The organism is Brevibacterium siliguriense, from assembly GCF_900105315.1.
Classification (GTDB): Bacteria; Actinomycetota; Actinomycetes; order Actinomycetales; family Brevibacteriaceae; genus Brevibacterium; species Brevibacterium siliguriense.
Map to the genome: position 1 here is coordinate 3948370 of NZ_LT629766.1, position 15497 is coordinate 3963866.

The 15497-nt window shown below is 63.0% G+C and carries 15 protein-coding genes; 6 read left to right on the forward strand and 9 right to left on the reverse strand.

Annotation, left to right across the window (positions count from 1 at the left end; all coding sequences use genetic code 11):
- The first annotated feature begins 47 nt into the window (after positions 1-47).
- From BLU88_RS17710 to BLU88_RS17720, 3 genes are all read left to right on the forward strand, one after another.
- A complete protein-coding gene (locus BLU88_RS17710) occupies positions 48-1961 on the forward strand; it encodes a flavin-containing monooxygenase (protein ID WP_157689200.1) in 1914 nt (637 codons plus the stop codon).
- Positions 1962-2043: 82 nt separating this feature from the next.
- Complete coding sequence (locus tag BLU88_RS17715) at positions 2044-2940, forward strand: alpha/beta fold hydrolase (RefSeq protein WP_092016842.1); 897 nt, start codon at positions 2044-2046, stop codon at positions 2938-2940.
- On the forward strand, positions 2940-3656 hold the full coding sequence (locus BLU88_RS17720) for an SDR family NAD(P)-dependent oxidoreductase (RefSeq protein ID WP_092016844.1): 717 nt from the start codon (positions 2940-2942) through the stop codon (positions 3654-3656). The genes BLU88_RS17715 and BLU88_RS17720 overlap by 1 nt, the downstream gene beginning before the upstream one ends.
- A gap of 259 nt (positions 3657-3915) precedes the next feature.
- Here the strand turns inward: BLU88_RS17720 and BLU88_RS17725 are convergent, their stop codons facing one another.
- The 4 genes from BLU88_RS17725 to dctP are packed head-to-tail and all read right to left on the reverse strand — an operon-like array spanning position 3916 to position 7173.
- Positions 3916-4173: a hypothetical protein gene (locus BLU88_RS17725; RefSeq protein ID WP_092016846.1), complete on the reverse strand. Its 258-nt coding sequence runs from the start codon at positions 4171-4173 to the stop codon at positions 3916-3918.
- A 40-nt stretch (positions 4174-4213) separates the two neighbouring features.
- Complete coding sequence (locus BLU88_RS17730; protein ID WP_092016848.1) at positions 4214-5506, reverse strand: TRAP transporter large permease; 1293 nt, start codon at positions 5504-5506, stop codon at positions 4214-4216.
- Positions 5503-6066 (reverse strand): TRAP transporter small permease, encoded by a 564-nt coding sequence (locus BLU88_RS17735; RefSeq protein ID WP_092016850.1) that lies wholly within the window; start codon positions 6064-6066, stop codon positions 5503-5505. The genes BLU88_RS17730 and BLU88_RS17735 overlap by 4 nt, the downstream gene beginning before the upstream one ends.
- Positions 6067-6105: 39 nt before the next feature.
- Positions 6106-7173 (reverse strand): TRAP transporter substrate-binding protein DctP, encoded by a 1068-nt coding sequence (gene dctP, locus BLU88_RS17740; protein ID WP_092016852.1) that lies wholly within the window; start codon positions 7171-7173, stop codon positions 6106-6108.
- 230 nt (positions 7174-7403) lie between these two features.
- Between dctP and BLU88_RS17745 the strand changes: the two genes are divergently transcribed.
- Positions 7404-8057, forward strand: coding sequence for a histidine phosphatase family protein (locus BLU88_RS17745; RefSeq protein ID WP_092016853.1), 654 nt, complete (start codon positions 7404-7406; stop codon positions 8055-8057).
- Between the two features lie 74 nt (positions 8058-8131).
- On the opposite strand, the gene BLU88_RS17750 is transcribed toward BLU88_RS17745, so the two are convergent.
- Genes BLU88_RS17750 through arsB form a run of 3 tightly spaced genes read right to left on the reverse strand, consistent with a single transcriptional unit; the run spans position 8132 to position 11098 of the window.
- Positions 8132-9529, reverse strand: a complete 1398-nt coding sequence (locus BLU88_RS17750) for an NAD(P)-binding domain-containing protein (protein WP_092016855.1) — start codon at positions 9527-9529, stop codon at positions 8132-8134.
- Positions 9522-10004 carry an arsenate reductase ArsC gene (locus tag BLU88_RS17755; RefSeq protein WP_092016857.1) on the reverse strand — a complete coding sequence of 161 codons (483 nt, stop codon included), beginning with the start codon at positions 10002-10004 and terminating at the stop codon, positions 9522-9524. Before BLU88_RS17755 ends, BLU88_RS17750 begins: the two co-directional genes overlap by 8 nt.
- Positions 10001-11098 (reverse strand): ACR3 family arsenite efflux transporter, encoded by a 1098-nt coding sequence (arsB, locus tag BLU88_RS17760; protein WP_092016859.1) that lies wholly within the window; start codon positions 11096-11098, stop codon positions 10001-10003. The genes BLU88_RS17755 and arsB overlap by 4 nt, the downstream gene beginning before the upstream one ends.
- Positions 11099-11218: 120 nt before the next feature.
- On the opposite strand from arsB, the gene BLU88_RS17765 reads away from it, so the two are divergent.
- Positions 11219-11569, forward strand: coding sequence for an ArsR/SmtB family transcription factor (locus BLU88_RS17765; protein ID WP_407922838.1), 351 nt, complete (start codon positions 11219-11221; stop codon positions 11567-11569).
- A 44-nt stretch (positions 11570-11613) separates the two neighbouring features.
- Here BLU88_RS17765 and BLU88_RS17770 read toward each other — a convergent pair whose 3' ends face one another.
- Positions 11614-12162, reverse strand: coding sequence for a DUF2000 family protein (locus BLU88_RS17770; protein WP_231939494.1), 549 nt, complete (start codon positions 12160-12162; stop codon positions 11614-11616).
- A gap of 7 nt (positions 12163-12169) precedes the next feature.
- Between BLU88_RS17770 and BLU88_RS17775 the strand changes: the two genes are divergently transcribed.
- A complete protein-coding gene (locus BLU88_RS17775) occupies positions 12170-12949 on the forward strand; it encodes an AraC family transcriptional regulator (RefSeq protein WP_092016863.1) in 780 nt (259 codons plus the stop codon).
- A gap of 59 nt (positions 12950-13008) precedes the next feature.
- Here BLU88_RS17775 and BLU88_RS17780 read toward each other — a convergent pair whose 3' ends face one another.
- On the reverse strand, positions 13009-15168 hold the full coding sequence (locus tag BLU88_RS17780) for a SpaA isopeptide-forming pilin-related protein (RefSeq protein ID WP_092016865.1): 2160 nt from the start codon (positions 15166-15168) through the stop codon (positions 13009-13011).
- Positions 15169-15497 lie beyond the last annotated feature (329 nt).

Genomic DNA, 15497 nt, shown 5'->3' on the forward strand with positions numbered 1-15497 from the left:
GCCCGCACCCGATCCACCCGCGGGCACCACGCACCATGGAGAAGACAATGAAGAACCTGCTCGAAACCGCACCCGCCGACGTCGCCGCCGAGGACCTGCGCACACACCTCGATTCGGCCTCCGTGCCGGCCCTCATCATGCTCACTGTCCACGTCACCGGTGACACCTCGCTGCTGCGTGACGAATGGCGCCCGTCCCTGCCGACCCTGCCCGAATCAGGGCTGCCCGCCGAGGTCGACGCCGAGGCGCGCCTCGTGTGCTTCGAGGCCCTCGCCCCGCACCTCGACCGCCAGCAGGACTGGGACTCCGAACCCAGCGATGAGCTGCGCGAGCAGATCACGACCTGGCTGATGAGCGCCCCCGTCGAGGATGCCCTCGCCCTGTCGAAGGTCTCCTTCGTCCCCAACGGCGAGGATCCCCGCACCCCGGACTGGACGCTCGACGAGGTGGCTCCCGATTCCGCTCTGTCCGCCGTCGTCATCGGCACTGGCTTCTCCGGACTCCTGGCCGGGCTGCGGTTCAAGCAGGCCGGTTTACCGTTCACGATCATCGAGAAGAACCACGATGTCGGCGGCACCTGGTGGGAGAACACCTACCCCGACTGCCGCACCGATGTGCGCAGCCACATCTACACCTACTCGTTCGTTCAGAGCGACTGGCCCACCCACTTCGGCCGCCAGGCGCTCATCCACGACTACCTCCACCGCTTCGCCGTCGACAACGGCCTCATGGACCACATCGAATTCGGTCATGAGGTCACTGCGGCGACCTGGAACGAAGATGAGCAGACGTGGACGGTCGAGACGAAGACCGACGACGGCGAAGAGAAGATCTTCGATACGAACGTCCTCGTCAGCGCCGTGGGTCAGCTGAATAAGCCGTCGTATCCGAACATCGAAGGCATCGATTCGTTCAAGGGCACCACCCTGCACTCGGCACGGTGGGATCATGACGTAGATTTCACCGGCAAGCGCGTGGCTGTGATCGGCACCGGCGCCTCGGCGCTGCAGTTCGCTCCCCCGATCGCACGCGTCGCCGATGAGATGACGATCTTCCAGCGCAGCGCACCGTGGCTGAAGAACACTCCGGTGCTGCGTCAGGACATCGATCCCGGCGAACGCTGGCTCCTCAATCACCTGCACCAGTACCGCGCGTACTACCGGTACTCGATCTTCCTGCCCCGCGTCGTCGGCAACCTGCCCAATGCCACCGTCGACCCGGAGTACGGTCCGACGGAGAAGTCCGTGTCCGCTGCGAACGAGCAGCTGCGCAAGGATCTCACCGCCTACCTGGCCGATCAGGCCGACGGAGATGAGGAGCTGTTGGCGCAGATCACCCCGAACTACCCCCCGGCCGCCAAGCGCATCATCTGCGACGACGGCACCTGGGTGAAGACGCTCAAGCGCGACAACGTCCGCCTCGTCACCCACGTCGTGACCCGTGTCGATGAGACCGGTGTGTGGTTCGGCGACGAACACGTCAAGGCCGACATCATCATCTTCGGCACCGGCTTCAAGGCCGCAGACTTCCTCATGCCGATGACGATCACCGGCACGGAAGGCCGCGACCTCCACGAGGAGTGGGGCATCGACGCGAGCGCTTTCATGGGCACCGCACTGCCCGGGTACCCAAATTTCTTCTGCATGTACGGACCGAACACGAATACCGTCATCCACGGCAACCTCGTGTTCTTCCTCGAGTGCCAGGCCAACTACATCGCCGACGCCGTCAAGGTGCTCGCCGAGGATGGGAAGAAGTCACTCAACCTCAAGCCCGAGGTCTTCGAGGAGTACGACAAGAAGATCGTCGCCGAGTCCTCGAAGCGCACGTGGGGCTGGTCGAAGACCCATAGCTGGTACATGAACGCCGAAGGCCGTTCGACGATCATGTGGCCGTTGCCTGCCCGCGAATACTACGAGGGCACCCACCATGTGCGCCGTGAGCACTTCGACTTCAAGTGAGTCCTGCCTCCGGCGGCGGATCCGCCGCCGGAGGAGCTCAGAGTCCACACCAGACTGACCGCGGCGGTTCACCGCTGCCCCCATGACCGAACACAACGAACCACGGGAGGTTCCCATGCAGACCCAGTTGCCCACCATCACTGACACGACCACAGTCGTCTCCGACCTTGAGACCCGATATCTTTCCGGCGGCCCGGAGGACGGCACTCCTGTCGTCTTCTTCCACGACGGAGCTTGGGGCGGCAGCGCCGACGTCACCTGGGGCGATGTCCTTCCTCTGGCCGCCGACGCCGGGTACCGGGTCATCGCCCCGGACTTCCTCGGCTACGGCGGTTCGGCCAAGTCCGTGCGCGTGGACGTCTCCCCTTTCGCCTTCCGCATCCGTCACACCTTCTCCCTGCTCGATTCACTCGGCATCACCGGCCCCGTCCACTTCGTCGGCAACTCCTTCGGCGGATCGATCGGCCTGCGCGCCCTGTCAGATCCGGCCAATCGTGAACGGATCGCCTCGGTGACGACGATCAACGGCACGGGCGGACCGTTCAAGGCTCCGGACATGGGCAAGATGGGGGCGTTCGACGGCACCGCGGAGTCGCTGTCGACAATCGTCGACCTCCTCGGCGATCAGAGCGAGACCCGCGCTCAGCACCTCGAGGCTCGCCTGAGCTGGGCCTCCCAGCCCGGCCACTTCATCACAATGAAGGCCCCGCACACGCAGGTGCCCGACCTCATCAAGGCAGAACGTCCGGCTGACCCGTACCCGGGCAACCTCGCCGATTCCATGGTTCCCGTGCTGCTCGTCCAGGGCACCGCCGATACCCTGCTCGAGGCCGACTGGCCAGAGAAGCTGTCCGCGTCGATCCCCACCGCCGAGGTGACTCGGGTCGAGCACGGCCACAGCCCGAACATCACGCACCCCCGTGAGACGTGGGAGCTCATCTCGGACTTCCTGGGCCGTGCGAAGGGAGCTGCGAACTGATGGCAGAGACTCAAGCGACCGATCGCGAACTCGTCCTCACCGGCGGTTCCGCCGGAATCGGCGAGGCACTCGCCGCAGATTTCAGGAACGGCTGGACGGTCACCTCGGTGTCGCGGTCCCTGCCGAAGAACCCGCTCGACGGGGTCAACTACGTCGCCGGTGATGTCTCGGACGAGACGGCGGCGAACGCGGTGAAGGAATCGCTGGCCTCCCGCAGCTCGGAGAGCATCCACTCTCTCGTCCACTGCGCCGGAGTCGCCGGTTTCGGCCCGTTCATGAGCATGGACAAGAAGGATTGGGAGCGGACCCTGCTGCTCAATCTGCACGGGACGATGAACTTCGTCCAGGACGTCGCCCCGCTCGTCCAGGACGGCGGCCGCATCGTGCTCTTCTCCTCGGGCACCGTGTTCAAGGCGCCTGCGGGCGCGGCAGCATATGCGGCGTCGAAGGCCGGCATCATCGGCTTCTCCCGCAGCCTCGCCGCCGAACTCGGCGAGCGCAACATCACCGTCAACGTGGTCGCACCCGGCCTGGTCATCACGGCCCTGGCCACGGATCTGGCCGCCGGTGAGGAGAAGAACATCGCGACGCGGGCGATCAAGCGCCCGGCCGTTGTCGAGGACTTCGTCGGCCCGACGAAGTTCTTCCTCTCCGAGGGTGCCGGCTTCGTCACCGGTCAGACGCTCGTCGTCGACGGCGGTTCCATCCGCCGCTGAGGCTTCCTCCTCCCGCTCATTCAAGCACAGGCCCGGTTATCGATAGGTGCTCCTACCGATGACCGGGCCTTCTGCTTGCATGACAGCTGCCGCCTTCGAAAGGGAGCGTACGCACAGCGCCGAGGCCGTCCACACAGGGTTGTTGCCGTCGATCGGTCGTTCGTCGTGAGCACTCAATACGTCGCCGAGGCGGCTCCCACGTGTGCGTTCATCCTCTGCGGTTTCCATCCCCGTTCGCAGTGGCAGCCCGAACTGATCTTCACCGGGGCCAGCCCCAGGATCTGACGCGGGCCACGGTCTGCTCGGGCCCGCCTGGCCACGCTGCGTCTGCCAGGGCCGGGTCGTATTCGATGTCCGCCACTTCGTTCTCCACGTCGATGAGGGCGTGCTGCGGCAGCGAATCGACAACGACCTCGAGATGGGGCCGTCCACCTTTCACCGCCGACATGTAGAACCCTACTTCGAGGCTGCTGACTCCTGGCTGCACGACCAAGCAATCGTCATCGATGCGACTCATGATTACCCCGAGGCAGTCGCCCGATCAATTGCTCGGCAGGTCAGCTCATGAGACCGGGCAGCCAGAGGGTGATCGCAGGGACCGCCGCCAGCAGTATGAGAACGAGCAACACTGCGATTGTGAATGGCGCGACCCCGATGAAAACGTCTTTGAGCCTGCGCTTCGTATATTTGGCGACGACGAAGACGTTGAGGCCGAAGGGCGGCGAAACGAGACCGATCTCGGCGGCGAGAGTCACGACGATGCCGAACCAGATTGGATCATAGCCGAGCCCTTCGACGATCGGCAGCGTGATCGGCACGGTCAGCACAACGATCGCGGTCTGATCCATGATGAGGCCGAGGATCAGATAGACCAGGAGAATGACGCCGAGGATGACGAAATTGGGCATCATCGAATCGGCGACACCCGTGACGATCGACTGGGTGACACCGCTGACGGTGAAATAATGGCCGAAGATCTTCGCACCGATGATGATGAATGTGATCATTGCCGTCACTCGTGCCGTGCCGAACAGCGCATCCCGCAGCACCCTGAAGCTGAATCGCTTGTTCCAGATGACAAGGATCAATGCCCCGAAAGCACCGACGGCTGCGGCCTCGACTGGTGTCGAGACACCGGTGAAGACGAGACCGGTGACCATGAGAAACAAGAACAGCAGCGGGATCATGGTTGCCGCCAGCCGCCACCGCGATTTCTGCACGGCAGCGTCGTTCCGTTCTTCGATGGGATTCACGGGAAACTTGATGAGCAGCAGCTGCAAGGTGATCACGAGAACGATCGACGTGATGATTCCCGGTACGATGCCGGCGATGAGCAGGTCAGCAATCGGCGCCTGACTGATGAGTCCGTAGATGATGAGTCCGTTGCTCGGCGGGATCATGATCGCCAACGTGCCGACCACAGCCACTAGGCCGGTTGCCACCCGTGGACTGTAGCCTTTCCGAACCATCTGCGGTACCGCAGTCCCCGCCAGAGTCGCCGCCGAGCCGACGCTCGACCCACTGATTGCGGCCAAGCCTGCTCCTGCGCCGACGGTGGCGATGCCCAGGCCTCCGCGCACGCGTCTGAAGACCAGATGGAGAGCGTCGAAGAGGTCATCGGCGAAGCCACTGACCACCACAAGCTCTGCCATCAGGATGAACATCGGAATAGTGAGCAGGTCGTAGGTCGCGGCCTGTGCCATGGGCACTGTCCCGATGACCGACATCGCCGTGGCCAGGTCAGCGGACAGAACCAGCCCGATAAACCCGGCGATGCTGGTGGCGAGGGCTACAGGAACCCGAATTGCAAGGAGCGCGAAGAGCGAGATGAGGGTGACCGTCAATGTCATGCTGACGCCACCTCGTCATCTGCGAAAGTGCGTTCGATTGTGTCGACAATCGCGTAGTTCGTCTGCCGACGGCGGGTGATGAGCATGTAGATCCTCTGAACCAGCCGCAGTTCGAGCAGTCCGAATCCGATCGGGACAAGGAAGGCTGATATCCAGACCGGCCAAAGCATGAATCCCGGATACACATCCTGCATCTGCCATTTGTAGGCGGCCTTTGAGAATCCAGTGGCAAGGACGACAGCGATGAAGGCGAATGAGACCAAGTGCCCGACGAGGCTCATCCACCACCTGACTTTTACCGATACGTAGGAGTCGAGCAGGGACAGCTTGATGTGGCCGTTGGCCCGCAGAGTGTCACTGAGCGCCAGGAAGAACCCGGCCGGCAGCAGATAGTAGATGATGATTTCGCTTGACCAGCCGAGCGGAGAATTCAGGAAGTAGCGCATGACGATGTCGACCACGGTGATGAGCATCATGGCCGCGAAAGAGATCGCAGCCCCGTAGAGCACAACCCTTTCCACGGCTCTGAGGACGGAGTCAGCCCGACTTGACGCATTCATACGTTCTTCCTTTCGACTGTGCTGAGCAGAATTCAGTGGTCAGTTCTGTTTGTCGACTGCTGCCTCGAATTCGCGGATAGCCTTGTCAGCTTGGTGTCCGTCGAATCGGCGGTCGATCCTCTCCGCCCACTGCTCCCGGGACCGGGCTAGTGCTTTTGCCCATTCATTGCTCTCTTCGCCATTGATCTTGTAGAGCTTCCAGTTGTGATCGTTGACCAGCATCCTGCGGGTCTGTGCATCGGCTTTGTCTGCTTCACTGGAGTAGTAGTCACGTGTGGTCTCGGCGGCTTCGCTGATGGTCTTCTGCTGTGAGAGATTGAGCGCACTCCAGCCGTCCTGACTCATGACGATCGGTTGGGTGAAGCCGCCGACATGGGCACCTAGTGTGCCGTACTGGAGGATGTCTTCGATGCCGATATATGGCTGGTTCTCGAATGACCCATAGCGTCCGTCAACGGTCCCACGCTGCAGGGCATTATAGGTCTCGGCGACTGTGAGCTGCACAGGCACAGATCCGGTCAGCCTCGCAGTGGTGTCGGCTGCGCCGCCAGCCGTCTTGAGCTTGAGTCCGTGCAGATCGTCGAGGCTCTTCACCGGCTTCTTCGTCGTCAGCACTTCGTACGGTGCCGAGGTCACTCCCATGAGCGGGTGAAGACCGCGCGGCTTCCATTCGGCCTCGTAGAGGTATCCGCCTTCTGTGATGAGCGAGTCGAAGGCTCGGCTGCCCTCCACGGACGACTCGAACATGTCCGGCAGCTCCGCGACTGCGCTGAGAGGCAGTTCGTCCGGCGCATACGAAGGTGCCAGATTTGTGATGTCGGCGGCCCCTGACTTCAACAGGTCCACGAGCGACTCAGGACCGCCCAGCTGGCCATCCGGATAGAGAGTGATGTCGATCTTTCCGTCACTCAACTTCTCGACCTGCTGGATGAAGTACTGATCTTGTTTGACCGACGCCGGGTGTTTGATGCTGGCGATTCCTGCGTATTTGAGCTCGAGGACGCCTACGTCGGCTTCAGAGGCTGCACACCCAGACGCTGCAAGGACGCACGCGCAAGCAACGGCCATCGTGACGACGGTCTTCTCCACCTCAGTCTCCTTCGACATTCGACACTTCAGCCAGTTCGCCGGTGCGCGACCATGCACATCAGAAAGTGGCTCGATAAGTGTCAACGCTCACATCTGCGGGAACGGTCGACAAGACTCCTGTCGCTATAGGAGCGATAGCCTCACAGCGGTCCGATATGCCTCTGACCTAGAAGAATGCCCATACAATCAGGGAAAGCGAATGATCGCTCGAACAGAGCTGTGAGTGAAACAGCGAGAAAGAGGAAGACATGAGTGTGCTCTATCTGGTTCGGCACGGGCAGGCGTCGTTCGGCACGGATGACTACGACAGGCTGTCCGACCTCGGCAAAGAGCAAAGCCGCATCACCGGTAGCTTCCTCGCTTCTCAGGGCATCGAACCAGATCGACTCGTCCATGGCGAAATGCTGCGGCAGCGCCAGACGGCCGAGGACCTTCTAGAAGGCATGGGCCGAAGCATCGAGGCACACGTCGACGCAGGCTGGAACGAATATGCCGCATGGGAACTCACTGGAGTGCTCTCGGACCTCGACCCTCGCGCCCAGCACGACTCGAAGGTCTTCCAGGGCGAACTCGAACGCGGGGCCGCGCGCTGGGCCTCCGGCGAACACGACGAGGACTACACAGAGACCTTCACTCAGTTCACCACCCGAGTCGATCGCGCCCTCGAAGATGCGGTCGCGGCCATGGGATCAGGTCAGTCGACGATCGTCGTGTCGAGCGCCGGCGCCATCGCCTGGACGGCCGCCCGCCTGATCGGCGGCGGTTTCGACCAGTGGATGGCGTTCAACCGGGTGACCATCAACACCGGCATCACGAAGATCATCACCGGCCGGTCCGGCACCAGCCTCATCTCGTTCAACGACCACGGTCACCAGGACCCGAAGGACGCGACCTACCGCTGAGGCGGCGCAAGCCGAACCGGCGAGTCAGCCCGCTGATGGGCGAAGGTCGAGGCGGCTTGAATCGAGTCCGCGAGTCAGCCGTTCCCGTTATCTCCCGATCGTCCGTGTTCTGTCCCTGTGGGGATCCCGATCACAACCGGTTCCGCAGGTCCGCAGCATCCGGCTGCGTCTTCTGGTGCTTCGGCCGGCGCATCACATGAGGTTCCGGTATCGGCTGAGCACACTCCGGTCTCCGGCAGAACAAGTTCGATCCTGTCGGCTGCCTCCTGGTCCCCGACGATCGCCGCGACAACTGAACGGACCTGCTCGTAACCGGTGGACATAAGGAACGTGGGGGCGCGTCCATAGGACTTCATGCCCACGATGTAGAAATTCGGCTCCGGATGTTCCAGCGCCCGGGCACCATGCGGCGGGACCGTTCCGCAGCTGTGATATTCGGGATCGATGAGCGGACCCAACTGCCGCGGAGCTTCGACAATCGGATCGAGGTCGAGTCGGATCTCACGCAAGAACCCCAGGTCGGACCGGAAGCCGGCGGCTGGGACGACCCTGTCGGCATGGAGCGTCACCGACTCGCCGCCACTCTCCGCAGCTACGGTGCTACGGCCGTCGGTGGCGAAGCCTGTGATCGTCGTCGAGGCATGCACGTCGATGACTCCGGTCTCAACAAGGTGACGAAGTCGTGTCCCCAGGGCTCCGCGAGCCGGCAGTCCGTCCAGGTCTTCTCCGCCGTAGACCGATGTCGGATCTGCGCGCCTGAGTACCCAGCCGATTCGCGTACCCGGCACATCCGCACGCAGCTCGGCCAGAACCAAGAGCGTGTTCGCCGCCGAATGGCCTCCACCGACGACAAGGGTCCGCCGCCCGGCGAACTGCTCACGGTCGCGGCCAGTCACATCGGGCAGAGGCGAGGTGACGAACCCGCTGCGACGAGCCTCGACTTCGCCGGTCGCGGCGAGACCGGACTGCCCGAGCGGGTTCGGGCTCTCCCATGTCCCCGAAGCATCGATAACCGCCCTGACCTGGAAATCCGCCGATGTTCCAGCTGAGCTCCGAGTGCGAATAAGGAAAGGAGTCGATTCGCGTTGCGCGGTGCCTGTCCGATCCATCCCTACTCGGCTCACCGCCACAACCCGCGTATCTGTGCGGATGGCGTCCCGGAGTTCAGCGGTCTCGGCCAGCGGACTGAGGTAGTCCCGGATGAGTTCGTCACCTGTCGGCAGGTACTCTCCTATTGGTTCCTGCCAACCGGTGGGTGCCAGCAGGATGCGGGCCGCTTCGTCGATGTTGTATTTCCATGGAGAGAACAACCCGATATGTCCCCACTCGGCCACTGCCGCCGCAACGGTGGATCCAGCCTCGAGGACGAGCGGTCGGATCCCGCGTCGAACGAGCTGGGCAGCAGCTGCGAGGCCGACAGGTCCGGAACCGATCACGGCTACCGGCAGATCTGCGAGCGCGAAATCAGTCATTGGGAGCCGCCTCGGCGATGCGGTTTGACGTGGTCTTCGAAGGTGTCGGTTTCGTCCCCGTGTCGGAAGCGAGGTCGGCGATCAGCGCTTCGACCCTGGTCCGGATCTCATCCCGAATGCGGCGCACCGATTCCAGGCCCTGACCTGCGGGATCATCCAAATCCCAGACCTCGTACCGTGTGCCCGGAAAGATCGGGCAGGTGTCGCCGCAGCCCATGGTGACCACGGCATCGGAGGTGCGCACCGTGTCTGCATCAAGGAGAGTCGGGCTGTTTCGGGAGATGTCGATGCCGACCTCGCTCATCGCATCGATGGCAACCGGATTGAGCGCATCGGCCGGAGCGCTGCCAGCGGATCGGACTTCGATGCGCTCGCCGGCCAACTCGCGGAGGAATCCGGCCGCCATTTGGGATCTGCCGGCGTTGTGCACACAGACGAAGAGGACACTCGGCTTAGGCGTTGGCGTGGGACTCATGCTCGACTCATCCCTTGGTCAGTAACGGACGGGAAGAAACGGGGTCGCGCCCAGAGTGCGACGTAGACCAGCGCAACGAGGATGGGCACCTCGATGAGCGGACCGACGACTCCGGCGAGCGCCTGCCCCGAGGCGACGCCATACGTCCCGATCGCCACTGCGATAGCGAGTTCGAAGTTGTTTCCGGCAGCGGTGAAAGCCAAGGTCGTCGTCTTCCCATAACCGAGGTTCAGTGCCTTGCCGACGACCATCCCGACAGCGAAGACGACGACGAAGTAGACGAGCAGAGGCACGGCGATGCGGGCGACATTGCCCGGGTCAGAGGTGATCTCATCACCCTGGAAGGCGAAGAGCACGACGATGGTGAAGAGCAGCCCGTACAGCGCCCACGGCCCGACTCTGGGGAGGAATCGATCTTCGTACCACTGACGTCCCTTCGTCTTCTCCCCCACCGTGCGTGTGAGGAACCCGGCGAGAAGCGGAATTCCGAGGAAGACGAGGACGCTGAGGGTGATCGCCCAGAAGGAGAATTCGCTGCTGGTCGTCGGCAGCCCCAGCAGGCTCGGCAGCCACTGGAGGTAGAACCAGCCGAGGAGTCCGAAAGCGAGAACCTGGAACACGGAGTTGATGGCCACGAGTACGACGGCGGCCTCGCGGTCGCCACACGCCAGGTCATTCCAGATGAGAACCATGGCGATGCACCTGGCCAGACCGACGATGATCAATCCGGTGCGGTATTCGGGCAGGTCGGGAAGGAAGAGCCAGGCGAGCGCGAACATGAACGCCGGAGCCGCCAGCCAGTTGATGACCAGAGCCGTGACCATGAGCTTCTTGTCGCTCAGCACGTGTCCGGTCTCGTTGTACCGGACCTTGGCGAGCACCGGAAACATCATCACCAGGAGGCCGATGGCGGTCGGCAGGGATACGTCGGCGACCTTGACCGAGTCCAGAGTCTCGGCAACGCCAGGTACAAGCCTGCCCAACACCAGGCCCAGGGCCATGGCACCGATGATCCACAGCGGCAGGAATCGGTCCAGCGTCGACATCTTCGCCGCCACCGGCGAATCGGCGTCGGCAGGCGCCGTGGAATGCATGGTCCCCCTTGAGGTCCGAATCGTATAGACGCCGCAGCCAGCTGCTGACGCATTGAAGTTCATCGATACGATAGGATCACAATACATCGACAGGTGTCAATGTATGGGCATAATGGAAGAGTGACCACACATCCAGCGCCCTCTCCGACACAGACGGACGACTGCCGCCCGTCGCTGACCGTCTCGCCGTTAAGCCTCGATGACGCTCAGGATTTCGCGCGCATCTTCAAGGCAGTGGCCGATCCGACTCGGTTACGCCTGGTCTCCCTCGTCGCCGCGCACGAGCAGCAGGAAGCCTGCGTCTGCGATCTCACAGAACCCGTCGGCCTCGGCCAGCCGACCGTCTCCCACCACCTGAAGATCCTCGTCGATGCCGGGGTCCTTCACCGTGAGAAGCGCGGAATCTGGTCGTACTACTCGCTCGAGGCGGACACATTGAACCGACTGTCCGCATTTCTCTCCCCGGAGTGAGGGCTCAACGGCAAAGCAGGGAGCCCGCCCCACCTACCCGCACTTCACGCGTGCATCCGTGCGCCCTTCACCACCCGGTCGACACCGTTCTTCGCACCGCGCAGCGCCACCCCGACGAGGTTGAGTTCCTCGGCCGGGACACCCGCGACGGCAGCCCTGTTGGCTGCGTCGTGACCGGTGGAGAACAGTTCCTCGGTATAGATCGCCGTCGCCAATCCGCGCCCCATCGCCTTCGTCCGGATCGACCGCACCTTATCCGCATCCGCCGTCATCACCATGACCGGCTGGCGCAGCATCGGCAGGTAGTCGTTGCCGTCGGCGTCCCGGTAGTTCTCCCCGACCAGGCCCTCATCGCTCGTGGCGATTCCGGACATGAGGAAGGCGGTGACGTTGAGTTCCTGCCACGGCTGCAGGTCGTCGCGAAGGATGACGACGACCTTGGTGTCGAACCGGACCGGAGCGGTGGGGTCGGTGGTTAGGTTCTCGGCGGTCGCCTCGGCGGGGGTGGGCTGACCTTCGGTCTGATCTGTGGAATTCGTGTTCTCGTGCATGGATCCAGCGTCACCGATCCCCCACACCGCGGTCTTGTACATTTGTTGCATGGTCGATGTCATCCGCGCGTGGCACCCGGCAGTCCCGCAGGTGCAGGAAGTTCTGCATGCGCGTTTCGACCATCACGCCTACCCCGCGCACACCCACGATTCGTGGACGGTGCTGCTCATCGACGACGGCGCCGTGACCTATGATCTCGACCGTCACGACCACCTTGCCACTCCCGCAGCCGTGACTCTGCTGCCGCCGCAGGTGCCCCACGACGGCCGTTCCGCGCTGCCTGAGCAGGGCTTTCGCAAACGCGTGCTCTACCTCGATCCTGGCTGGCTGCCACCTGCCACCATCAACGCTGTGACCGATTCGCCCACCCTGCTCGGCGCCGATGCGCTGAGCACCGTTACCGACATCCACGCCGCCCTCGCCGATCCTGCCGATGCCTTCGCTGCCGAATGCGGAGTGCTGGCCCTGCGGGAGATCGCGAATTCCCGACTCGTCCCCGCCACCGAGACCGCGCCCGATGCGCCGCTTGCCCGACGTCTGCGCGAAATGCTCGATGATCGTCTGCTCGAGTCCTTCACCATCGCCGAGGCGGCCGCCGAGCTCGGTGCACACCGCAGCCACCTGGTGCGGGTGTTCACCACGACGTTCGGGATCGCACCCCACCGGTATGTCATCGGCCGCCGGGTCGACCGCGCCCGCAGGCTGCTCTTGACCGGTCGCTCTCCCGCCGAGGCGGCTGCAGAGTCAGGGTTTCACGATCAGGCCCATCTCACCCGCCATTTCCGGTCGACCTTGGGCACGACACCCGCCATATTCTCCAGACGGTAGAGGGCGGAGCCGATATCGATTCGGCTCTGCCCTCTGCTCGGATCAGCTACGAGACTGCATCACAGCATGTCGGTCTTCCGTCGCCGCGATACGAGGATAGCGGCGATTCCGCCCCCAACGAGGAGCACGCCGAGGAGGCCGAACGTCATCGCTCCGGCGGCGCCTGTCCTCGGCAGATGAGAGCCGTCGCTGCTGGAGTCGGTCCCACCACTGGGGCTCCCTCCGGAGTCGCTCGCGGATCCGTCTGCTGAAGTGTTTCCGGACTTCGACGTGCTCGACGCAGCGCTGTCAGCGTTCGAGTTCGTCGCAGCCGAGTCATCAGCCTCTGGATCAGCTGCGGCCGAGTCGTCAGCACCCGGATCAGTTGCCGCGTCAGCACCTGGGTCGGTTGATGCCTTGGCATCGGCGCTCGTCGCTGCCTTGGCATCGGCGTTCGTCGCTGCCGTGTCCTGACCGTCCGAATCGGCAGTGGCGTCTACGTCAATATCCTTTGACCCCTCGTCCTTGGCGTCCGGGTCAGTCGAAGCATCGTCACCAGCGTCAGGATCGCTCGAGGCTTCGGCATCTGACTCCTTCGATGCTTCGGCCTCGGCATTCACGTCGGACGAAGTGTCCGGATCTGACGATGCATCCGCATCAGGCGACGCGTCCAAATCAGCGTCCGCATCAGGATCAGTAGAAGCATCCGGGTCAGTCGATGCATCCGCATCAGGCGACGCATCCAGATCAGCGTCCGCATCAGGATCAGTGGAAGCGTCCACGTCTGAGCCCGGATCTGCAGAGGCTTCGCCATCCGGATCGGTACCGACTCCGACATCCTTCTTGTTGACGATGTCGGAGAATGCCACGTCCCGCTTCTCGCCGGCGATCGTCACGGTCTGCGTCTCGTCCGTGAGCACAAATCCGTCGGGAGCGCGGGTCTCCGTGATGGTGTAGTCGCCCCAGGCCAAGTCGGTCACTTCGAACTGCCCGACCGCCTCGTCAGCGTCGAGCTCTCCGTTGTCGGCCACGACGAAGTCCTCGCCGTCCGGGCCCGTCAGGGTGAATTCCGCACCGGCGAGCGCTTCGCCGTCCTCGTCGACCTTCTTCCAGCTCAGTGCTCCGGGGATCTGCTCGTTGACGAGCCGACAGGTGATGATCGCGTCCGTGTCGACAGTCTCGGTCAATTCGAAACCGTCGGCGATGTTTCTGGTGCCGACGTCACGTCCGTCGGCGGTGCAGACCGCGTTCGAACCGGACTGCTGCTGAAGCCGGTAGCCTTCCTGCTGCTTCTCCGAGGCCCGCACCCCTTCTGCCGGGGTCGTCAGTTTGAAGCTCACCGTCCCGTCTGCATCGGTGGTCTTCTCAACTCCGTCCACCGAATCCGGGGACGAGATCGTCCAGCCCTCGCCTGGATATTTCGCGGAATTCTTCGCATGTTCGCCGGCCCCAGGGTCGATGAGTTTGGTGACGTTGAGAGTGCCTCGGCAGCTCTTCGTGGCGATCTCACGGAGCTGCTCGGCCAACTCGGAATAGTCCGAGACCACATAGTAGTCGTCTCCTGAGTTCTGGCCCGAGACCAGCTTGATGTTGCCCTCGTTGATCTCGCTGCCCACTCCCAAACCGACGACCTTGGTGCCCTGAGATTTCAGCGCATTCGCCGATTCGATGGCCTTGTCGATGTCGATCTGATCGGTTCGCGTACCGCGGTCGGTATTGCCGCGTTCGGACCCCGGCACCCCGTATGCCGTGGGCTTGCCGTCGGTGACGAACAGTACCAAGTCGTGGTTCGTGCCGCCCAACTGCCCCAACCCGCGGTCCCAGTTCGTGCCTCCTGAGTTCTGGGGAACCCGCCGAAGTGCGTCGATCTGCTTGTTGAGTTCATCGACTGATTCCGAAGTTGCGACAGACGTGCTGGTGATCGGTTCGTTGGTGCCGTCGGGTCCGAATGTCGCAAACGAGTTGACAGACACTCTGCTCGGAGTCCCCGAGAGGCCGCTGGCGACAGATTTGGCCGCCGACTTCGAATCGTCGACGTCTCGATCGGACAGCGAATTCGACAAGTCGAGGACCACTCCGATATCGAGGCCGCATTTATCGGCCAGTGAGGGGTTCGGCAGTGGTTCTGCCGCGGCCTGTGCCGGCGCGACGGATGCACCGAGGAATGCGAACGAAGCAAGAACAGACGATGCGAGGATCGCCGCTCCGTGCTTCGTCAGAGGAGGTCGCTTCAGGGACAAGGTTCTTCTCCTTCAGAAGAGGCCGTCACCTGCGCATTCGACGAATGCCAGATGATCGGATGCACTGACTATGGGGTCGTGAGGCGGCCCTGCAGCCACGTGGTTCAGCAGGGCCGCCTCGGACGAGTCCGGGACTCGGAGGGGACCCGAATCGGCTGTTGACTAACTGCCGGCTCAGGCTCGGAGCGATCGTGGATCTTGACCTCTCCATAGGCTGAGACCTCTGCGCAATCGATTTCGTTCGCGAGTTCCAGAAGTTTTTCTCTGCGACACGGCAAACAAGACCGCATCGGAAAGACACCTCTTCTCCTTCGGCTGACATTTCGAGC